Origin of the sequence: Herbaspirillum sp. WKF16 (genome assembly GCF_028993615.1) — a bacterium.
GTDB lineage: Bacteria > Pseudomonadota > Gammaproteobacteria > Burkholderiales > Burkholderiaceae_D > Herbaspirillum.
The window spans coordinates 397,238-417,639 of sequence record NZ_CP118632.1 but is presented as its reverse complement, the minus strand read 5'-3'; the positions used below and the strand labels follow the sequence as shown (position 1 = coordinate 417,639).

Sequence of the window (20,402 nt, the reverse complement as noted above, 5' to 3'; positions counted from 1 at the left end):
CGCAACGTCTTCATTCCACCATCCCCCGCCATGTCCGACGATTCTTGTAGTCCCAGTTCCGGCCCTGTGCAGGCGCGTCCGCTGACGCCCGCCAAGCCGGTCAAAGTTACGCAGCAAATCCTTGCCACCGCTTTCTTCACGTTCCTGGTGTACCTGGCCATCGGCATCCCGATGGCGGTGCTGCCGGGCTACATCCACCTCGACCTCGGCTACAGCGCCGTGGTGGCCGGGCTGGGTATCAGCGTCCAGTATTTCGCCACCTTCGTGAGCCGCGCCAACGCCGGCCGCATGATCGACACCATCGGCCCCAAGCAGACCGTGATGCGCGGCATGCTGCTGTGCGCCGGCAGCGGCGGCCTGTTGCTGCTGGCCGCGCTGGCGCAGCCGCTGCCCTTCCTGAGCCTGGTGCTGCTGTTCTGCAGCCGTGCGCTGCTGGGCCTGGGCGAGAGCCTGGTCGGCACCGGCGCCATCATGTGGGGCGTGGGCCGCGTAGGCTCCGAGAACACCGCCAAGATGATTTCCTGGAACGGCATCGCCACCTATGCGGCGCTGGCCATCGGCGCGCCGCTGGGCGTGGTGCTGGATCATGCGCTGGGCTTCGCCGTGATCGGCCTGGCCGGCATGCTGCTGACCCTGGTCGGCTACGCGCTGGCGCGCGGCGGTCCGGTGACGCCGGTGATCCCGGGCGAGAAGCTGCCCTTCAAGCTGGTGCTGCGCCGCGTGTTCGCCTATGGCATGGGCCTGGCCTTCGGCACCATCGGCTTCGGCTCGATCGCCACCTTCATCACGCTGTACTACGCCGACCAGCACTGGGGCGGCGCGGCCTTCGCGCTGACCGCATTCTCCAGCGCCTTCGTCGGCTCGCGCCTGCTGTTCGCCAATGCGATCAACCGCTTCGGCGGCTATCGCGTGGCCATTGTCTGCTTCATCACCGAAGCGGTCGGCCTGCTGCTGCTGTGGGTTGCCAGCGCGCCGGAAGTAGCGCTGCTGGGCGCGGCGCTGGCCGGCTTCGGCTTTGCGCTGGTGTTCCCGTCGCTGGGCGTGGAGGCGGTCAACCTGGTGCCGGCCTCGAACCGCGGCGCGGCGCTGGCGGCGTACTCGGTGTTCCTCGACCTGGCGCTGGGCGTCACCGGTCCGCTGGCGGGCGCCATCGCCGGCCAGCTGGGCTATCCGCAGGTGTTCCTGTTCGCCGCCATCGCCTCTATCGGCGCGGTGGCCTTGTCGCTCTCGCTGTACCGCAGCGCCCAGCAACGCGCGCCGCAGTAAGGCCCGGGCGCTGGTCGCCGCTCGCGCAATGGGGCCGATGGCGTTTTCGCTATCGGCCCCATTGTTCTTTTTGCGCGGGCGCACGATTGAAATCGGGAACACTTGCCCCATCTCTTTATCAATACAGTCGCATCGACAGAGTCCGGCGTCGGCGATTTGCAATAGAATCGCCATGTTGTTTCAAACGCTGACGAAAAACCAAACATCCTCAAGGAGCGAAAAATGGCAAAGAAGAACGTTGCATCCCCCTCGATCAACATCGGCATCAACGACAAGGATCGCAAGAAGATCGCCGACGGCCTGTCCAAGCTGCTGGCCGACTCCTACACCCTCTACCTGAAGACCCACAACTTCCACTGGAACGTGACCGGTCCGATGTTCAATACGCTGCACCTGATGTTCGAAGGCCAGTACACCGAGCTGGCCACCGCGGTCGACCTGATCGCCGAACGCATCCGCGCGCTGGGCTACCCGGCGCCGGGCTCGTACAAGGAATTCGCCAAGCTGTCGTCGATCCCCGAAGCCGACGGCGTGCCCAACGCGCAAGAGATGATCGCCCAGCTGGTGGCCGGCCAGGAAGCCGTCACCCGCACCGCGCGCTCGATCTTCCCGGCCGTGGATGCCGCCGCCGACGAACCGACCGCCGACCTGCTGACCCAGCGCATGCAGCTGCATGAAAAGAACGCGTGGATGCTGCGCAGCCTGCTGGAAGGCTGATCCTCGTCATCTGCTTCGGCATGAAAAAGCCATCCTGCGGGATGGCTTTTTTTACGTCCTGTCGGTCGGTGGCTTCGCTACCTTCTGTCATTGCGCCGAAATCGCGAAGACGGCGACGTCCGCGATGACTCGACCTCAGTTTAACGTCACTGGATCCCGGCTTTTGCCGGGACGACAGGCAGGAGTGACTGCAACCCTCGGCTGTTGGAGATATCCCCTGCCTGTCGTTCCTGCGAAAGCAGGAACCCAGCGGCGTGCGTCATGCCTCAGCGATACAGGTCTGCCAGCTCGCGCGTCTTGCGCTCGGCCTGCGGCACCAGGTAGACGCTGCTGATCACCGCCACCATGTCGGCCCCCTGCGCCACCAGCGGCGGCGCGTTCTCCAACGTGATGCCGCCGATCACCACCACCGGCAGCGGGATCTCGCGCTTGGATTGGGCGATGATCCCGGGCGCGGTGCGGAAGTCGTATTTCTTCACGCGCGAGGGATAGAAGCCGCCGAAGGCGACATAGCTGGCGCCGTCACGGTACGCCGCGTGGGCCAGTTCCAGCGTGCCGTAGCAGGAGGCGCCGACGATCCGGCCAGGGCCGACGGCGCGGCGCACCTCGGCGATCGAGGCGTCGGTGCCGCCGACGTGGATGCCGTCGGCGTCGATCTCATTGCACAGTTCGACATGATCGTTGATGACCAGCGGCGCCTTGTACTGGCGGCACAGCACCAGCAGCGCCTCGGCCTGCGCGCGGCGCAATGCCGGCGAGGCGGTCTTGTGGCGGTACTGCACCAGCGCCGCGCCGTTTTGCAGGGCCAGCTCGGTGGCGGCCAGCAGTTGCGCGGTGTCGTCCCAGTCGGGGGTGACGATGTAGAGGCCCCGCAGGTGCCGGGAGTAGTCGGGTGTCATTGCAAGCTCCTGCCGTTCAGTGGGCGGCATCGAAAGTGGCGATGCGGTTGGGGATGCGTTGCCCCGCCGCGATCGCATAGGAAGTGGACAAGGCGTGCTGTGTGTAGCGCTGCGCCAGGTCGATCGCCTCGCGCATGGGCAGGCCGCGCGCCAGGCAGGCCGACAGCGCCGCGGCCAGCGTGCAGCCGCTGCCGTGGAACTCGTCGGGCAGGCGCTGCCAGCTCCAGCGGGCGCTTTCCACCGCGTCCTCGGCGTACTCGGAACGGAACAGCTGGCCGTACCAGCGATTGACCACGTCGTGCTCCTGCGGGCCATGCCCGCCCTTGAGCAGCACGTGGCCGCAGCCGCGCTTCATCAGCGCGGCCGCCTGGCGCGCCGGCGCGATGTCGCCGCACAGGCGGCGCGCCTCGTTGAGATTGGGCGTGATCACCGTGGCCAACGCGTACAGCGGCTCGATCACGCGCGCGGCGTCGTCGGCGGAGAGGCTGTCGCCGCGGCCGTTGGCCAGCACCGGGTCGAGCACCACCGGCAGCGCCGGGTTCTTCTCGCGCAACTGGACGATCAGCGCGGCGATCGCCTCGGCGTTGGCGCGGCTGCCGGCGATGCCGAGCTTGACCGCGGCGATCTCGAAGCGGTCGATCAGCACCTGCGCCTGGTGACGCACCAGCCCGGGTTCCAGCGGATGCACCGCGAACACGCTGGCGTTGTCCTGCACCGTGAGCGCAGTCGGCACCGACAACGGGTGGCAACCCAGAGCGGAGATCGCCGGGATGTCGGCCTGCATGCCGGCGCCGCCGCTGGGGTCGGAGCCGGAGAACACCAGCACGCAGGGCGGCGTCGGACGATAGGCGGCGTGCATGCTCAGGCCACGCGGCCGGCCATCGGCGAGGACGGATGCGCGCTGAACTTGCGCGGGATGCGGCCGGAGAGAAATGCCTCGCGGCCGGCCTCCACCGCCAGCTTCATGGCGCGCGCCATGCGCACGGGGTCGCGCGCGCCGGCGATGGCGCTGTTCATCAGCACGCCGTCGCAGCCCAGCTCCATGGCGATGGCGGCGTCGGACGCCGTGCCCACGCCGGCATCCACCAGCACCGGCACCCGGGCCTGCTCGATGATCAGCGACAGGTTCCATGGGTTCAGGATGCCCATGCCGGAGCCGATCAGCGAGGCCAGCGGCATCACCGCGGCCACGCCCAGGTCTTCCAGCATGCGCGCCTGGATCGGGTCGTCGCTGCAGTAGACCATGACGTCGAAGCCGTCCTTGACCAGGGTCTCGGCCGCCTTGAGCGTCTCGGGCATGTTGGGGAACAGGGTCTTCTCGTCGCCCAGCACTTCCAGCTTCACCAGCTTGTGCCCGCCGAGCAGCTCGCGCGCGAGCTGCAGCGTGTAGACCGCGTCGGCGGCGTTGTAGCAGCCGGCGGTGTTGGGCAGGATGGTGAACTCCGAGGGCGGCACCGCGTCCAGCAGGCTGGGCGCATTGGGATCCTGGCCGATGTTCACGCGGCGGATCGCCACCGTGATGATGTCGGCGCCGCTGGCGATGGTCGCTTGGCGGGTTTCGTTCAGGTCCTTGTACTTGCCGCTGCCCACCAGCAGGCGCGAGCGGTAGGTTTTTCCGGCAATGGTCAGGCCCGCTTCTTCCTTGAGCGCGGGCACGTCGTTCATGTTCATGTCTGTTCCTTTGAGTTCGATGGCGAGCGCGGCGACGGCGGTTCAGCCGCCGCCGATGGCCCGCACCACGTCCACCTTGTCGGTCTCGGCCAGCGTACGCGCCGCCCATTGCTGCGACGGCACCACCTGCCGGTTCACGGCCACCGCCACCGCCTTGCCGCTCAGTTCAAGCGCGGCGATCAGCTGTTCCAGCGTGGCGCCGTCGGGCAGCGGATGCGGCTTGCCGTTGAGTTCGATCTGCATGGCGGCTCAGGTCTTGGAGTAGATCTCGGCGCCCATCTTCACGAACTCGACCGACTTCACCTGCATGCCCTGCTTCAATGCGTCGATCTCGGAGATGCCTTGCTGGGCCGCATAGTCGCGCACTTCCTGGGTGATCTTCATGGAGCAGAAGTGCGGGCCGCACATGGAGCAGAAGTGCGCCACCTTGGCCGAATCCTTGGGCAGGGTCTCGTCGTGGAATTCGCGCGCCTTGTCCGGATCCAGGCCGAGGTTGAACTGGTCTTCCCAGCGGAACTCGAAGCGCGCCTTGGACAGCGCGTTGTCGCGGATCTGCGCGCCGGGATGGCCCTTGGCCAGGTCGGCCGCGTGGGCCGCGATCTTGTAGGTGATGATGCCGTCCTTGACGTCGACCTTGTTGGGCAGGCCCAGGTGTTCCTTGGGCGTGACGTAGCACAGCATGGCGGTGCCGTACCAGCCGATCTGCGCGGCGCCGATGCCGGAGGTGATGTGGTCGTAGCCGGGCGCGATGTCGGTGGTCAGCGGGCCCAGCGTGTAGAACGGCGCCTCATGGCAGTGTTCCAGCTGCAGGTCCATGTTTTCCTTGATCAGGTGCATGGGCACGTGGCCGGGGCCTTCGATCATCACCTGCACGTCGTGCTTCCAGGCGATCTGGGTCAGTTCGCCCAGGGTGCGCAGCTCGCCCAGCTGGGCCTCGTCGTTGGCGTCGTAGATCGAACCGGGACGCAGGCCGTCGCCCAGGCTGAAGCTGACGTCGTAGGCCTTCATGATCTCGCAGATGTCCTCGAAGTGCTCATAGAGGAAGGATTCGCGGTGGTGCGCCAGGCACCACTTGGCCATGATGGAGCCGCCGCGCGAAACGATGCCGGTCATGCGCTTGGCGGTCAGCGGCACGTATTGCAGGCGCACGCCGGCGTGGATGGTGAAGTAGTCCACGCCCTGCTCGGCCTGCTCGATCAGGGTGTCGCGGAAGATCTCCCAGGTCAGGTCTTCCGCCTTGCCATTGACCTTCTCCAGCGCCTGGTAGATCGGCACGGTGCCGATCGGCACCGGCGAATTGCGGATGATCCACTCGCGCGTCTCGTGGATGTTCTTGCCGGTGGAGAGGTCCATCACGTTGTCGCCGCCCCAGCGGATGGCCCAGGTCATCTTCTCGACTTCCTCGCCGATGGAGGAGGTCACGGCCGAGTTGCCGATATTGGCGTTGATCTTCACCAGGAAATTGCGGCCGATGATCATCGGCTCGACTTCCGGGTGGTTGATGTTGGCGGGGATGATGGCGCGGCCGCGGGCGATCTCGTCGCGCACGAACTCGGGCGTGATCTCGGCCGGGATCGCGGCGCCGAAGGACTGGCCGGGATGCTGGCGCCCCATCAGGTCGGACAGCTTGGCGCCCATCGGGCCGGCGGCCTTGAGCTCCTCCAGGTACTCCTTGCGGCGCATGTTCTCGCGGATGGCGACGAACTCCATCTCGGGCGTGACGATGCCGCGACGGGCGTAATGCATTTGCGAGACGTTGCCGCCCGCGCGGGCGCGGCGCGGCTTGCGGTGCAGGTTGAAGCGCAGCTCTTCCAGCTTGGGGTCGTTCAGGCGCTGCTGGCCGTACTCCGAACTCGGGCCGGGCAGCTCTTCGGTGTCGTCGCGTTCCAGGATCCAGGGCAGGCGCGGCGCGGCCAGGCCGGCGCGGATGTCGATCTTGACCTCGGGGTCGGTGTAGGGGCCCGAGGTGTCGTAGACGTAGATCGGCGGATTGCGCTCGGCGCCGAACATGGCCGGCGTGTCGGCCTGGCTGATCTCGCGCATGGGCACGCGGATGTCCGGGCGCGAGCCGGTCACGTAGATCTTGCGGGAATTCGGGAGGGGCTGGATCGCTGCCTCGTCGACCGTGGCGGTCGCGGACAGGAACTTCGGGTTGGCATTCATTTTGGCTCCTTTGCTTGATGACTCTTGGCTCGGAGCCAGCAAAGGAGGTTGCGGAAGAAGACGCGATCCCGAAGTGCGGAGGTGGGACGTCGTGCTGCCGGTTGCTTCCCTTCGCTGGCATTATCCAGATCAGGTTCAAGGGTATTTCTCACCCGGCCGCCGATGCACTGGCGCCAGGACCCCTAGCGTTTCGACACGTACTGCGCATGTCGTGGGCCGGATTCTACACCGATCCTCCGCACGCGCAACACTTGCACTGCACCAATACCGACCATGCGCGCGGGCGCAGGGCCGCGCCTGCCCCCATCGTCAGAACTTGATCTTCTCCAGCGCCTGGTCGGCGATGGCCTTGCTGCGCGCCTCGCTTTGCGCCTGCGCCGCACGCCGCTCGGCATCGGTCTGCGCGCGATCCAGGCAAACTGCGCGGTAGCGCGGATTGGCCAGCGAACACGCCACCGCCATCTGCTTGGCGCCCTGCGCATCGTTGATCGTCATGTAGAAGCCGATCACGTCGGGCGTGGTGCGCTGCGCGCGGCCGAAGTCGGCGTATTGCTGGTCGAGGAAAGCGCGGGCCCGGGGCTTGTCGCTGCCGGCCAGCGACGTGGCGATCATCATCTGCACCGCCCACGAGCGTTGCGGCCATGCCTGGTTGCGCTGCAAGGCCTTGAGCTGCTCGTTGCGATTGACGCCGCCCTTTTGCATCGCGTTGTAGAGATAGGCCACGGCCGTGCCGTCACCGGCGGTGGCGCCGCTGGCCGCGGTGCGGGCCAGCTTCAAGGCGTCGCGCGGCTTGTTGGCGGCGAGCAGTTGGTCGATGCGCGGGAACAGCGCGTAGTGCGCCAGCACTTCGGCGTTGCGTTTTTCCTTCAGCGCCCGGTTCCAGGGTTCGATGCGCGGCTGCGGACGCGGGCTGGGCAGCAGCGGCACGACCTGCTTGCTCAGCGCGTCCTCGCGCGCGACGGCGTCGGCGTGGTCCTGCGCGGCGCCGGCCAGCAGCGCGCCGACCTGGTCGCTGATGGAGTCGCCCACTTCCCCCACCGCCTTGTCGACGCCGGTCTTGCGGGCCTGGATTGCCTGCGCGCGCTTGGCTTGCGCCAGCGCCTGGGCCTCGCGCGCGGCGTTCTGCTCGACGTCGGCCACGCGCTCCAGGAAGGCCTTGAAACCGGAGGCGTAGGAGTAGCCGTTGCGCAGGCTGATGGTGGCGCCCAGCAAGTCGGCCTGCTCCTCGACCGAGCGCTGCCAGGCCGGCAGGATCAGGCTGTTGGCGGCCGCCGTGGCCACCGAGATGTTGTCCTGGCTGCCCCAGCCGCGGGTGTTGACCTCCTTGGCCAGGGTCTTGATGCCGATGGCCAGCAGGGCCGCCGATTCGGTCACCAGGCGGGCGCGGAAGGCGCTCTGGTGGCCCAGGTAGACGTGCGCGAATTCATGCGATAGCAGCGCGAAGATCTCGTCCTCCGATTCGAAGGATTGCAGCACCGCGATGTTGACGTAGATGTTGCCGGCGCCGGTGGCGTGCGCATTGAGCGTGCTCTCCGAAGAAACATACACCTTGCCCGGCCAGTCAGGCACCTCGGCGGTCTGCTTGATCTTCGCGTAGAGCTGGTTGAGGTAGTCCTCCATGGCCGGCATGTGCACCAGCCCGTAGCCGAGCGCGCGGTTGTCGTTGACGTCCTCGGCGGCGTCGTCCCACTGCGGCGTATCGACCTTGGGAAGGTCGCCGACCTTGGCCACGCTGGGGCCGGTCAGCGCGGCCAGGTTAGGCATCTTGGCTTCCGGCATGTTCTGGCAGGCCGTCAGCAGGCCGGCCGCGCCGGCGGCGATGACCAGCCGGCGCCATTGTTGGTGTCCACGTTGCATGCTTGCTTCCCCTTTTCTTCTTGTCGTTGCGCTCAGCAATTCTTGCCGGCGGCGCCCGGCGTGCCGGCCACGTCCTTGGCGCCCGGCACCTTGGCGCAGCGATGCGCCGACTGGCGGTCGGCGCGCACGTCCATGGAGTCGATCCAGACATCGCGGCCCTCCACGGCGACCTTGAAGAACTCGTTGCGCGACTCCTTGATCGGCCACGGCAGGTTGACCGCGCTCACGCTGCCGGTCGCCTTGGCGTCGCCCGCGTTGGCATACACCGGCAAGGGATTCTGCTTGGCCGCGACCACCGCGCCCAGGCCTTGCGCCATGGCCGCGCCGGCCGCCGCCATCGCCAGCGCGCCGGCCAGCAGGATCGATGCCTTATTGCGTGTGATGCTGTTCATGCTTGCTCCCGTCGTTTGATTGGTCTTCGTTTGCGGCCGCATGTCCGGCCTTGCGCTTTTCCAGGAATCCCAGGAATTTCTCGTTGAGCTCCAGCCACTCCGCCGTGAGCGTGAAGATGACGATGTCGATGATCGTCATCAGGCCGATCTGGAACACGTACTGCCCGATGAACACGGCAAACCCGACCGCCACCGGCAGCGCCAGCGCCTTGCCGATCTTCCATGCGCCCTCGCGGGCGACCTCGCCCAGCAGCCTGAACCTGCCGCCGGCGGCGCCCTCCGGCGCCTTGCGTTCATGGCAAACCTTATAGGCGCGGTGCCCGATCGTCCCCAGCGTGACGCTCAGCGCCAGGAACAGGTACAGCCACAGGTGGGCGCTGTCGATCTTGCCGATGAGATGGATTTCGCGCGGATAGCCGGCGCCGTAGGTCAGCAGGTTGTCCAGCGCCATGGCGTGCAGGTAGACGCCCGGGATGCGCCCGTGCAGCGGCGACTGCACGCGGTCCGGACTGTTGGCCAGGGCGGTGCCGACCATCACGGTGCGCCCTTGCAGCAGCTGCTTGAGGACGGCCTCCTCTTCCTCGGAGCCGGCGGCCAGGTCGCCCGCGTAGAGCGTGTTGTGGAACACGCACAGCGGCTTGTCGTTGCCGGCCAGCTTTTCCCTGGCGCCCGCCGGCAGCAGCGCGTCGCGCCATCCCATGTCGGCGCGGCAGTACAGGCGCGACGACTCGGCGGCGCCCGGCTCCACCCAGCGCACGCCGTAGGCGGCGGTGGACAGTCCCCAGGTCAGGGCCAGCTCGCCCTCTTCCTCGGGAATGCGCCCGGCGTAGGCATGCTCATAGATGGCCAGCGCGGCGTTGGGCAATACCCCGTCTTCGGATTGCTCGCGCAGCGGGTAGGTCCAGGCCAGGCGGTCCAGGCTGTCAGGCGTGTATTGCAGGCCGACCTTGTGGAAGCATTTGCCGGCCAGCGCCTCGAGCTCGGCGCGCAGGCTGTCGCTGCCCTCGGCATCGGGCACGGCGCCGAGGAAGACTTCGGTGCCCTGGCGCCGCAAGGCGCACAGCGCCTCGGCCAGCGCCGGCAGGCTGGGATCGCTGCGCGCCTGGCTGAAGTAGATATCGAAGAAGACGGCCTTGGGACGGTAGCGCGCCAGCGCCTTGGCCAGGCGCGCGTGATAGGCGTAGCGGGCCGGCCAGGTTTCGCCGGCGTCGGCCAGCGTGGCGTCGTCGATGAGCATGACGGTGGTCTGCGCGCGTTCGTGCTCGCCGTAGATGGCGCCGGCCAAAGGCGCGTACAGCCGCGCATATCCGCGCGTGGCGAACTCCTCGCCGACCGCCAGCTGGACGAAGAAGGCCAGGCCGATGCCGAACGCCACGGCGACCAGGACCTCCTTGACGAATCGTGTGATGCGCTTGCCCCGCAGGCAGGCCCGTACGCGTGCGCGGCACGCTTGCAGAAATGTTCTTGTTGTCATCGATCCGATGCCTTGGCATGCGGCGGCGTGGTGTACGCCTGGCGCCACCCCTGGCGCCGAACGCATGTTGCTTGTCTGACTATTGTTATCGTCGGCAGGCTGACGCCTCCCCCCCTGAAGCGCGTTCATTTTGCAGGCCGGCAATGGTGCCGGCAAGCACTTTCTTGAACGACAGGAATTTCCATGACTTGCGGCAAACCGCAAAGAATCGCCGACCGGCATTTTCCCGTGGCGCAGACGGCTCATTTATAATGGACGGTTTCGCAAAAACACACGTCAAATCATGGAATTAGCCAAGTCTTTCGAGCCTGCCGAGATTGAAAAATTCTGGCGCGAGGAATGGGAGAAGCGCGGTTACTTCGCCGCCACCACCGACGCGGACAAGCCGTCGTTCTCCATCCAGCTGCCGCCGCCGAACGTGACGGGCACCCTGCACATGGGCCACGCGTTCAACCAGACCATCATGGACGGCCTGACGCGCTACTACCGCATGCGCGGGCACAACACCGCCTGGATCCCCGGTACCGACCACGCCGGCATCGCCACCCAGATCGTGGTGGAGCGCCAGCTCGACGCGCAGAAGATTTCGCGCCATGACCTCGGCCGCGAGAAGTTCATCGAGAAGGTCTGGGAGTGGAAAGAGAAGTCCGGCTCCACCATCACCGGCCAGATGCGCCGCATGGGCGCCTCGACCGACTGGGCGCGCGAGTACTTCACGATGGACCCGAAGATGTCCAAGGCCGTGACCGAAGTGTTCGTGCGCCTGTACGAGCAGGGCCTGATCTACCGCGGCAAGCGCCTGGTGAACTGGGATCCGGTGCTGGGCACCGCGGTCTCCGACCTGGAAGTGGTGTCCGAGGAAGAAGACGGCTCGATGTGGCACATCCAGTACCCGCTGGCCGACGGCAGCGGCCACATCACGGTCGCCACCACCCGTCCGGAAACCATGCTGGGCGACGTCGCCGTGGCGGTGGATCCGACCGACGAGCGCTACGCCGGGCTGGTGGGCAAGATGCTGAAGCTGCCCCTGGTGGGCCGCGAGATTCCCATCATCAAGGATGAATACGTCGACAAGGAATTCGGCACCGGCTGCGTGAAGATCACGCCCGCGCACGACTTCAACGACTACCAGGTCGGCGCGCGCCACAACCTGGAAAAGATCAGCGTGTTCACGCTGGACGCCAAGATCAACGAGAACGGCCCGGCGAAGTACCAGGGCCTGGACCGCTTCGAGGCGCGCAAGCAGATCGTCGCCGACCTCGACGCGCTGGGCGCGCTGGAGTCGGTCAAGCCGCACAAGCTGATGGTGCCGCGCGGCGACCGCACCGGCGTGGTGATCGAGCCGATGCTGACCGACCAGTGGTTCGTGGCGATGAGCAAGCCGGCGCCGGAAGGCACCTACTTCCCCGGCAAGTCGATCGCCGAGACCGCGCTGGAGAAAGTGGCCTCGGGCGAGATCAAGTTCGTCCCGGAAAACTGGAGCAACACCTACAACCAGTGGTTGAACAACATCCAGGACTGGTGCATCTCGCGCCAGCTGTGGTGGGGCCACCAGATCCCGGCCTGGTACGACGAGGACGGCGGCATCTATGTCGCCCGCACCGAGGAAGAAGCGCGCGCGCAGGCCGGCGGCAAGCCGGTCAAGCGCGACGAGGACGTGCTCGACACCTGGTTCTCCTCGGCGCTGGTGCCCTTCTCCACGCTGGGCTGGCCCGAAGAAACCCCGGACTACAAGCTGTTCCTGCCCTCCACCGTGCTGGTGACCGGCTTCGACATCATCTTCTTCTGGGTCGCGCGCATGGTCATGATGACCACGCACTTCACCGGCAAGGTGCCGTTCGACACCGTCTACGTGCACGGCCTGGTGCGCGACGCCTCGGGCCAGAAGATGTCCAAGTCCAAGGGCAACACGCTGGATCCGATCGACCTGATCGACGGTATCGGCGTCGATGAGCTGGTGGCCAAGCGCACCGTGGGCCTGATGAATCCCAAGCAGGCGACCAGCATCGAGAAGGCCACCCGCAAGGAATTCGCCGACGGCATCCCGGCCTTCGGCACCGATGCGCTGCGCTTCACCTTCGCCTCGCTGGCGACCCTCGGCCGCAACATCAACTTCGACCTGAACCGCTGCGAGGGCTACCGCAACTTCTGCAACAAGCTGTGGAACGCCACCCGCTTCGTGCTGATGAACACCGAAGGCCAGGACTGCGGTTTCGACGGTCATGAAAAGGGTGTGTGCGACAAGAGCTACCTGCAGTTCTCGCAGGCCGACCGCTGGATCGTATCGCTGCTGCAGCGTACCGAGGCGGAGGTCGAGAAGGGCTTCGCCGACTACCGTTTCGACAACATCGCCACCGCAATCTACAAGTTCGTCTGGGACGAGTACTGCGACTGGTACCTGGAAATGGCCAAGGCGCAGATCCAGAGCGGCAACGAGGCGCAGCAGCGCGCCACGCGCCGCACCCTGCTGCGCGTGCTGGAAGTGATCCTGCGCCTGGCGCATCCGGTGCTGCCCTTCATCACCGAGCAGCTGTGGCAGACGGTAGCGCCGCTGACCGACAAAAAGCTGGATCCGGCCGGCGACTCCATCATGCGCCAGTCGTATCCGCGCCCCGACCTGGAGAAGATCGACGCCGAAGCCGAGGCCTGGGTGGGGCAGTTCAAGGCCTACACCGACGCCTGCCGCAACCTGCGCGGCGAGATGCAGCTGGCGCCGTCGCTGCGCGTGCCGCTGATCGTGGAGGCCGCCGACGGCGCCGCCATCGAATCCTTCCTGCCTTACCTGCAGGGCCTGGTGCGCTTGTCGGAAGCGCAGGTGGTGAACCAGCTGCCGGAGTCGCCGGCGCCGGTGGCCATCGTGGGCGAGGTCAAGCTGATGCTCAAGGTGGAAGTCGACATCGCCGCCGAGCGCGAGCGCCTCTCCAAGGAGGTCACGCGCCTGACCGGCGAGATCGCCAAGGCCAACGCCAAGCTATCCAATGAGAGCTTCGTGGCGCGTGCGCCTGAGGCCGTGGTGGCGCAGGAGAAGGAGCGCGTCGCCAACTTCGGCGCGACGCTGGAGAAGGTGAAGGAGCAGTTGGCCAAGCTGAAGTAGTCCTTCTGTCGTCCGGCTTGCTGAAACGCCGTCGCCCTTGGGCGGCGGCGTTTTTTATTTGTCTTCCGATTTCTCTGGCTGCGGCGAACGACGCTGGGTTCCTGCTTTCGCAGGAACGACAGGTTGCCCTTGACCTCACCTCCGTCGCCCCTGCGAAAGCAGGGGCCCAGTGGCGTTAAGCGCGGCCGGCCACCCGCACTTGCCACCGCGCCCGTCCATGCCCTACACTGGTCGATAAAAATTAGAACAACCGTGCTTTTTAATCCAGACAATCGTTATTGACAGGAGACAACCATGACCGCACGCCCCTCCCTCGCCCGCCTGGGCATCATCGCCGCATTGCTCGCCGCCTCGTCCTGCGCCTTCGCCGACGGCTCCCCGGTCGGCCTGTGGAAGAACATCGACGATGCCACCGGCAAACCCAAGGCGCTCATCCGCATCACCGAGAACAACGGCGAACTGTCCGGCAAGATCGAGAAGCTGTTCCGCCCGGCCGAGGAAAACCAGAACCCGACATGCGAGAAATGCGAGGGCGAGCTCAAGGGTCAGCCCATCATCGGCATGACCATCCTCTCGGGCCTGAAGAAGGACGGCGAGGAATACAGCGGCGGCCAGATCCTCGATCCGGCCAACGGCAAGCTCTACAAGAGCAAGCTGACCGTGATCGAGGAAGGGAAGAAGCTCAACGTGCGCGGCTATGTGGGCATGCCGATGCTGGGCCGCACGCAGACCTGGGTGCGCGAAGGGGATTGAGCGCCGCGCAGGGCGGCAACGATGGAAGGCAAAACGGCAACGAGCGCATCGTTGCCGTTTTCGTTTGCAGCCGCCGTCAGCCGGCCGGCTTGTGCTTCTGCACGTAGCGGTCCAGCTCGCGCGCGAAGGCGCGGCCGTCGCCCTGGCTGAACGCCGGCGGGCCGCCGGTCTCGACGCCGCTGCCGCGCAGTTCTTCCATGAAGTTGCGCATGTGCAGGTGCTGCCCGATGTTGTCGGCGGTGTAGAGCTCGCCGCGCGGGTTGAGCGCGGCGCCGCCCTTGGCGACGACGTCGGCGGCCAGCGGGATGTCGGCGGTGATGACCAGGTCGCCGGCCTGGGCCAGCCTGACGATCTCGCGATCGGCCACGTCGAAGCCCTGCGGCACCACCACCGATTTGATGTGGCGCGAGGGCGGCGTGCGCAGCGCGCGGTTGGCCACCAGCGTCACCACGATGCCGGTGCGGTCGGCCACGCGAAACAGCATGTCCTTGATGACGCCCGGGCAGGCGTCGGCGTCAACCCAGATCTGCATGATGTGGAGCCGCCGCCGGCATGGCGGCCAGCGGCGCGGAAGTCAAACGAAGGAAACGGTCAGGCCCGGCAGCGTCACGCCGGAGAAGGCGGTGACCCAGGTCTGCCCGGCCTTGATCGGCAGGGCATCGGTCCAGGTGCCGGTGGTGATGATCTCGCCGGCCTGCAGCTGGCGGAACTGGGTCTGCTTTTGCAGCAGCTCATGCAGGTGCCACAACGCGTGCAGCGGACTGTCCATCTCGTCGTTGCAGAAGCCGGCCGCGCGCAGCACGCTGGAGGTCTCGGTATTGCACGACAGCGAGACGCTGGCGCCGGCCAGGATCTGCGGCAGGTGGTGGCGGGTGGCCGAGGACAGCACATGCGGCTCGCCGACGATCAGCGTGCCGTGCAGGCCGAAGGCGGCGATCGAGTCGGCCACCGTGAACTCCCAGTTGGCGAACGGGCAGGCCACGATCTCGAAGCCGTGCGCCATCCACTCCAGGCAGTCGGCCAGTTCGTCCAGGGTCGCACCCGGGGCCGGCGTCTTGCCCAGCTTGAAGACGATCTCCGGTTCGATGCGCGGCTGCACCGCGCCGGCCAGCGACTGCAGGCCGTGATTGTCTTCGGCGAAGCGCACCGTGGTGTCGTACATCGGCGCCCAGGTCGGGATGCGGGCATCGTCGATCACGCCGTAGCGCGACCACTGCTTGTGCACCACGAAGCCGATCTTGCGGCCGATCGGCTGCTCGCCCTGCGCGACGCGGATATTGCGGATGCTGAAGGCAATGTCGTAGGCGTCTTCGACGGAGAGCGTCTCGGACTGGGAGATGAGGGGGATCTGCCGGGAGTTGGCCCGCGCATCGAGGAGTTGATGCGCGTAACGGCTGGCTTGGCTCGACATTAGCATGACTGGCTCACATCGAAAGATAGTGAATAGCTATGCATTGTCGATGACGATTAGTTTTTGCACAAGTAAAAACTCGCCTTTCTGCGAGTTCAGGCAACAATTTCATGCGATTGAAATGTTTTGTGCAAAGCGCTCTTTCCTGGAGCGCAACAGTCGCTCGCAGCCAGCGGGAATCGGCGCTTTCGCCGGCCTTCCCGAAGGGCCGCTCAACCGCCCCAGAGATCGCCGTTGGGGCTGGTGCGCGGCGCTGTCACGCCGAAGTGCTGGTAGGCGGCCGGCGTGGCGATGCGCCCGCGCGGGGTGCGCTGCAGGTAGCCTTGCTGGATCAGGTAGGGCTCCAGCACGTCTTCGATGGTGTCGCGCTCCTCGCCGATGGCCGCGGCCAGGTTGTCCAGCCCGACCGGGCCGCCGCTGAACTTGAACAGCACCGCCTCCAGCAGCTTGCGGTCCATCAGGTCGAAGCCGACCGGGTCGACGTCCAGCATCACCAGCGCGGCGTCGGCCATGTCGCGCGTGATCTCGCCGCTGCCCTTGACCTGGGCGTAATCGCGCACGCGGCGCAGCAGGCGGTTGGCGATGCGCGGGGTGCCGCGGCTGCGCCGGGCGATCTCCAGCGCGCCCTCTTCCACGATGGGCGCGTTCAACAGGCCGGCGCTGCGCGTGACGATGCGCGCCAGCTCGGACGGCGTGTAGAACTCCAGCCGGGCGACGATGCCGAAGCGGTCGCGCAGCGGATTGGTCAGCATGCCGGCGCGGGTGGTGGCGCCGACCAGGGTGAAGGGCTGCAGGTCCAGGCGCACCGAGCGCGCCGCCGGGCCCTCGCCGATCATGATGTCGATCTGGTAGTCCTCCAGCGCCGGGTAGAGGATTTCCTCCACCACCGGCGACATGCGGTGGATCTCGTCGATGAACAGGACGTCGTTGGCCTCGAGGTTGGTCAGGAGCGCCGCCAGGTCGCCCGCGCGCTCCAGCACCGGGCCGGAGGTCTGGCGCAGGTTCACGCCCATCTCGCGGGCGATGATGTGGGCCATGGTGGTCTTGCCCAGGCCGGGCGGCCCGAACAGCAGCGTGTGGTCGAGCGGCTCGCCGCGGCCGCGCGCGGCGGCGATGAAGATCTCCAGCTGACTGCGCACCTTCTCCTGGCCAACGTACTCGTCGAGCTGCTTGGGGCGCAGGGCGCGTTCGATCGCCTCCTCGTTGGCCGAAGCCGGCGTGGCGGAGATGATGCGCTGTTCGGAAAAATCGTCGGTCTGGATGCTCATGCGATGGTCCTGTGTGCGCGGCTTGCGTTATCCCTTGGACAGGGCCTTGAGCGCCAGCTTGATGCCGTCCGAGACGCTGGCGTCCTTGGGCACCTGCTTCATGGCCAGCGTGGCTTCCTTGTCGGAATAGCCCAGCGCCAGCAGCGCGTTGAGGATGTCGGCCGAGGCGTCGGTATGGACCGCGCCGCCGGCCGCGCCGAGGTCGGCGCCGAGCTTGCCCTTGAGTTCCAGCAACAGCCGCTCGGCGGTCTTCTTGCCGATGCCGGGCACGCGCGTCAGGCGTCCGGCTTCCTGCAGCGTCACCGCCTGGGCCAGGTCCGCCACCGACATGCCCGAGAGGATCGCCAGCGCGGTGCGCGCGCCGACGCCGGAGATCTTGATGAGCTCCTTGAACGTATTGCGCTCCTCGGCCGTCCCAAACCCGAACAGGATATGCGCATCCTCGCGGATGGCCAGGTGGGTCAGCAGCACCACCTTCTCGCCCAGACCCGGCAGGTTGTAGAAGGTGCTCATCGGCACCGCCACCTCGTAGCCGACGCCGTTGCAGTCGACCAGCAGATTCGGGGGATTTTTTTCGAACAGAATTCCGGAAAGGCGACCGATCATGGCGTGGCGTGGTGTGCTTGGAATGCAGCTTCTGTGATAATCACGGGATGATACAACACTGTTCGGATAAACAGTATCGTCCGCGCCCCGATCAAACAACCCGCATGAGCAAAGGAACAACATGGCAGGCAGCGCCTTCTTCGCACTGATCGACGACATCGCCTCGGTGCTGGACGACGTGTCCCTGATGACCAAGCTGGCCGCCAAGAAGACCGCCGGCGTGCTGGGCGACGACCTGGCCCTGAACGCCCAGCAGGTGGCCGGCGTGAAGGCCGACCGCGAGCTGCCGGTGGTGTGGGCGGTGGCCAAGGGCTCGCTGAAGAACAAGGCGATCCTGGTGCCGGCGGCGCTGGCCATCAGCGCCTTCATCCCCTGGGCGGTGACGCCGCTGCTGATGCTGGGCGGCGCCTTCCTGTGCTTCGAGGGCTTCGAGAAACTGGCGCACAAGTACCTGCCGCACGACGACGTGCATCACGAGAGCGCCGCCACGGCGTCCGCCGACGTCGATCCCGCCGCCTACGAACAGGACAAGATCAAGGGCGCGGTGCGCACCGACTTCATCCTCTCGGCCGAGATCATCGCCATCACGCTGGGCACCGTGGCCGGCGCGCCGCTGCAGCAGCAGATCACGGTGCTGGTGGGCATCGCCCTGATCATGACGGCGGGGGTGTACGGCATCGTCGCGGCCATCGTCAAGCTCGACGACGGCGGCCTCTACCTGCTGCGCACGGCCGGCGCCGATGCCTTCGGGCGCGCCCGGGCGGCGCTCGGACGCGCGGTGCTGGCGGCCGCGCCGAAGATGATGCGCAGCCTGTCGGTGATCGGCACGGCGGCCATGTTCATGGTGGGCGGCGGCATCCTGACGCACGGCCTGCCGTTCGCGCATCACGGCATCGAGGCAGCGGCCGCTGCGATCGAACCCCTGCCGGTGCTGGGCGGGGTGTTGTCGGCCATCGCGCCGACGATATTGAATGCGCTGTTCGGCGTGGTCGCCGGCGCAGTGGTGCTGGCCGGGGTGGCGCTGGCGCAGCGTATCTTGGCCGCGTTCAGGAAGTAGGCCTCCCCGCCAGGATCACGCCCGTCAGCCGACCAGCCGTCCGCCGCGCATGCGGATACCCTTCTTGGCCAGCGCGGGCGCCAGCGCGCCCAGGTTGGCCAGCACGTCGCCGCCGTGGGCATGGCAGATCGCCACACCCAGCGCATCGGCCGCATCGGTGCCCGGCAGGCCGGGCAGCTGCAGCAGCCGCGCCACCATCTCCTGCACCTGGGCCTTCTGCGCCTTGCCGTGGCCGGCCACGGCCTGCTTGACCTGCAGCGCGGTGTACTCGGCCACCGCCAGGTCGGCGTTGACCAGCGCGCAGATCGCCGCGCCGCGCGCCTGGCCCAGCAGCAAGGTGGAATGTGGGTTGACGTTGACGAACACCTTCTCGATGGCGGCGCAGTCCGGCGTGTAGGTGCGCACCACTTCGGAGACGCTGGCCAGGATCACTTTCAGGCGCGAGGGAAGATCGCCGTCCGGCGTCTTGATGGTGCCGGAAGCGATGTAGGAAAGCTTGTTGCCCTGCTTGTGGATGACCCCGAAGCCGGTGGTGCGCAGGCCGGGGTCGATGCCGATGATTTTCATGCCCGCCAGTCTAACCGATCGCGGCCTGCCTGTTACGGCGTGGCCGCCTTCATCGCCTGCGCCTGGCGTACCCACTGCTGCACCGAGGGACGCTGCCATTGCGCCTTGGCGTAGCGCGCCAGCTCCGGCGGCAGTTCGTCGCCATGCATGGCCAGGCGGTTGAGCATCAGCGCCAGGTCGGTATCGGCGATGCACCATTGGCCGAACAGGTGTTCCTTGCCGTCCAGCAGGTCCTGCACGGCGACGGTGAGCTTGGCGGCGGCCGCCTTGGCCGATGCCGACAGCGGCGCAAAGCCTTCGCCATAAAACACTACCTCGGTGGGGCGCTCCTGGCGCACCGCCAGCAGGTCGCTGCGCAGCCAGGCCTGGATCTCGCGCGCCTTGGCGCGCAGCCTGACGTCGGCCGGATAGACCGCGCGGTGCCCGGGCGCCGGGAAGCGTTCCTCCAGGTACTCGGAGATCGCGGTCGACTCGGCCAGGTGGAAATCGCCCTCCGACAAGGCCGGCACGCGGCGCGTCAGCGACACGCTGGCATAGCCCGGCGCCTGGTTCTGGCGCGAGGCCAGGTCGATGGACAGCAGCTCGAACGGCAAGTCCTTCTCGGTCAGCGTGACGAAGGCCGACATGGCGTAGGGGCTGATGAACTGGGCGTCGACGTAGAGCTTGAATTGGGGCGTGTTCAATGTGTACTCCCTGTTGGATATCCGGAATTGCGCTGCACGTCGGCGCAGATGCATCGCCGGGCGCATGCCACTATCGCCGTCGTCCCAGCGAAAGCTGGGATCCAGCGACGTTCAGCGTTCAGACGAACTGCCGGTACAAGTCATTCCAGTAAGGATTTTCGGCCTGAGTCAGGGCAATCTTCCATGCCCTGTTCCAGGTCTTTAATTGTTTTTCCCTGGCAATGGCGTCATACGCAGAATCGAAGACCTCAACATACACGAGAATCCTGATCTTGTATTTCTGCGTGAAGCCGGCGACCAGGCCTTGCTTGTGTTCATGGACACGACGGATCAGATCATTGGTCATGCCGATGTACAAGCTGCCGCTTCTTCGGCTTGCCAGAAGGTAGACGTATAGGCCATGGCTCCGAACGTACACTGCGCCGGCACTTGCGTACATCGGCGTTTGTGGAGCAAACCGATAATTCGTAAGCCGTCAACGTCACTGGATCCCAGCTTTCGCTGGGACGACGGATATTTTCAGG

At 66.5% G+C, this 20,402-nt stretch carries 20 protein-coding genes and 1 riboswitch; of the genes, 5 read left to right on the top strand and 15 right to left on the bottom strand.

Annotated features, from left to right (window positions below; all coding sequences use genetic code 11):
- Window positions 1-30 precede the first annotated feature (30 nt).
- Together Herbaro_RS01900 and Herbaro_RS01895 are read left to right on the top strand one after the other, a co-directional pair.
- Window positions 31-1,266, top strand: coding sequence for an MFS transporter (locus Herbaro_RS01900; RefSeq protein WP_275012153.1), 1,236 nt, complete (start codon window positions 31-33; stop codon window positions 1,264-1,266).
- A gap of 222 nt (window positions 1,267-1,488) precedes the next feature.
- Window positions 1,489-1,983 (top strand): Dps family protein, encoded by a 495-nt coding sequence (locus Herbaro_RS01895; RefSeq protein ID WP_275012152.1) that lies wholly within the window; start codon window positions 1,489-1,491, stop codon window positions 1,981-1,983.
- 266 nt (window positions 1,984-2,249) lie between these two features.
- Here Herbaro_RS01895 and thiE read toward each other — a convergent pair whose 3' ends face one another.
- From thiE to Herbaro_RS01855, 8 genes are all read right to left on the bottom strand, one after another.
- Window positions 2,250-2,882: a thiamine phosphate synthase gene (thiE, locus tag Herbaro_RS01890; RefSeq protein ID WP_275012151.1), complete on the bottom strand. Its 633-nt coding sequence runs from the start codon at window positions 2,880-2,882 to the stop codon at window positions 2,250-2,252.
- A gap of 16 nt (window positions 2,883-2,898) precedes the next feature.
- Entirely contained in the window at window positions 2,899-3,741 is an 843-nt protein-coding gene (gene thiD, locus Herbaro_RS01885; RefSeq protein WP_275012150.1) for a bifunctional hydroxymethylpyrimidine kinase/phosphomethylpyrimidine kinase, read from the bottom strand.
- A gap of 2 nt (window positions 3,742-3,743) precedes the next feature.
- The gene (locus Herbaro_RS01880) at window positions 3,744-4,553 is read right to left on the bottom strand and encodes a thiazole synthase (protein WP_275012149.1); all 810 of its coding nucleotides are present in this window, start codon (window positions 4,551-4,553) and stop codon (window positions 3,744-3,746) included.
- Window positions 4,554-4,595: 42 nt separating this feature from the next.
- Window positions 4,596-4,796 (bottom strand): sulfur carrier protein ThiS, encoded by a 201-nt coding sequence (gene thiS, locus Herbaro_RS01875; RefSeq protein WP_275012148.1) that lies wholly within the window; start codon window positions 4,794-4,796, stop codon window positions 4,596-4,598.
- A gap of 6 nt (window positions 4,797-4,802) precedes the next feature.
- On the bottom strand, window positions 4,803-6,716 hold the full coding sequence (thiC, locus tag Herbaro_RS01870) for a phosphomethylpyrimidine synthase ThiC (RefSeq protein ID WP_275012147.1): 1,914 nt from the start codon (window positions 6,714-6,716) through the stop codon (window positions 4,803-4,805).
- Between the two features lie 89 nt (window positions 6,717-6,805).
- A riboswitch (TPP riboswitch) is annotated at window positions 6,806-6,910 on the bottom strand.
- Window positions 6,911-7,025: 115 nt separating this feature from the next.
- The gene (locus Herbaro_RS01865) at window positions 7,026-8,573 is read right to left on the bottom strand and encodes a M48 family metalloprotease (RefSeq protein WP_275012146.1); all 1,548 of its coding nucleotides are present in this window, start codon (window positions 8,571-8,573) and stop codon (window positions 7,026-7,028) included.
- 32 nt (window positions 8,574-8,605) lie between these two features.
- The gene (locus Herbaro_RS01860; protein WP_275012145.1) at window positions 8,606-8,965 is read right to left on the bottom strand and encodes a hypothetical protein; all 360 of its coding nucleotides are present in this window, start codon (window positions 8,963-8,965) and stop codon (window positions 8,606-8,608) included.
- Window positions 8,943-10,439 carry a CHASE2 domain-containing protein gene (locus tag Herbaro_RS01855; protein WP_275012144.1) on the bottom strand — a complete coding sequence of 499 codons (1,497 nt, stop codon included), beginning with the start codon at window positions 10,437-10,439 and terminating at the stop codon, window positions 8,943-8,945. Before Herbaro_RS01855 ends, Herbaro_RS01860 begins: the two co-directional genes overlap by 23 nt.
- Window positions 10,440-10,722: 283 nt before the next feature.
- On the opposite strand from Herbaro_RS01855, the gene Herbaro_RS01850 reads away from it, so the two are divergent.
- The gene (locus Herbaro_RS01850) at window positions 10,723-13,533 is read left to right on the top strand and encodes a valine--tRNA ligase (RefSeq protein ID WP_275012143.1); all 2,811 of its coding nucleotides are present in this window, start codon (window positions 10,723-10,725) and stop codon (window positions 13,531-13,533) included.
- 294 nt (window positions 13,534-13,827) lie between these two features.
- A complete protein-coding gene (locus tag Herbaro_RS01845) occupies window positions 13,828-14,286 on the top strand; it encodes a DUF2147 domain-containing protein (RefSeq protein ID WP_275012142.1) in 459 nt (152 codons plus the stop codon).
- Window positions 14,287-14,362: 76 nt separating this feature from the next.
- On the opposite strand, the gene Herbaro_RS01840 is transcribed toward Herbaro_RS01845, so the two are convergent.
- The 4 genes from Herbaro_RS01840 to ruvA all read right to left on the bottom strand — a co-directional run bounded on the left by Herbaro_RS01840 (window position 14,363) and on the right by ruvA (window position 17,571).
- Window positions 14,363-14,818: a YaiI/YqxD family protein gene (locus Herbaro_RS01840; RefSeq protein ID WP_275012141.1), complete on the bottom strand. Its 456-nt coding sequence runs from the start codon at window positions 14,816-14,818 to the stop codon at window positions 14,363-14,365.
- Window positions 14,819-14,860: 42 nt separating this feature from the next.
- On the bottom strand, window positions 14,861-15,703 hold the full coding sequence (locus Herbaro_RS01835; RefSeq protein WP_275012140.1) for a 2-keto-4-pentenoate hydratase: 843 nt from the start codon (window positions 15,701-15,703) through the stop codon (window positions 14,861-14,863).
- Window positions 15,704-15,909: 206 nt separating this feature from the next.
- Complete coding sequence (gene ruvB, locus Herbaro_RS01830; RefSeq protein ID WP_275012139.1) at window positions 15,910-16,965, bottom strand: Holliday junction branch migration DNA helicase RuvB; 1,056 nt, start codon at window positions 16,963-16,965, stop codon at window positions 15,910-15,912.
- 27 nt (window positions 16,966-16,992) lie between these two features.
- Entirely contained in the window at window positions 16,993-17,571 is a 579-nt protein-coding gene (gene ruvA / locus Herbaro_RS01825; RefSeq protein ID WP_275012138.1) for a Holliday junction branch migration protein RuvA, read from the bottom strand.
- Between the two features lie 121 nt (window positions 17,572-17,692).
- Between ruvA and Herbaro_RS01820 the strand changes: the two genes are divergently transcribed.
- Complete coding sequence (locus tag Herbaro_RS01820) at window positions 17,693-18,628, top strand: DUF808 domain-containing protein (RefSeq protein ID WP_275012137.1); 936 nt, start codon at window positions 17,693-17,695, stop codon at window positions 18,626-18,628.
- Between the two features lie 24 nt (window positions 18,629-18,652).
- On the opposite strand, the gene ruvC is transcribed toward Herbaro_RS01820, so the two are convergent.
- The 3 genes from ruvC to Herbaro_RS01805 all read right to left on the bottom strand — a co-directional run bounded on the left by ruvC (window position 18,653) and on the right by Herbaro_RS01805 (window position 20,317).
- The gene (gene ruvC / locus Herbaro_RS01815) at window positions 18,653-19,195 is read right to left on the bottom strand and encodes a crossover junction endodeoxyribonuclease RuvC (RefSeq protein ID WP_275012136.1); all 543 of its coding nucleotides are present in this window, start codon (window positions 19,193-19,195) and stop codon (window positions 18,653-18,655) included.
- A gap of 32 nt (window positions 19,196-19,227) precedes the next feature.
- Window positions 19,228-19,878, bottom strand: a complete 651-nt coding sequence (gene yfcF / locus Herbaro_RS01810) for a glutathione transferase (protein ID WP_275012135.1) — start codon at window positions 19,876-19,878, stop codon at window positions 19,228-19,230.
- A 118-nt stretch (window positions 19,879-19,996) separates the two neighbouring features.
- Window positions 19,997-20,317 (bottom strand): GIY-YIG nuclease family protein, encoded by a 321-nt coding sequence (locus Herbaro_RS01805; RefSeq protein WP_275012134.1) that lies wholly within the window; start codon window positions 20,315-20,317, stop codon window positions 19,997-19,999.
- Window positions 20,318-20,402: the final 85 nt, after the last annotated feature.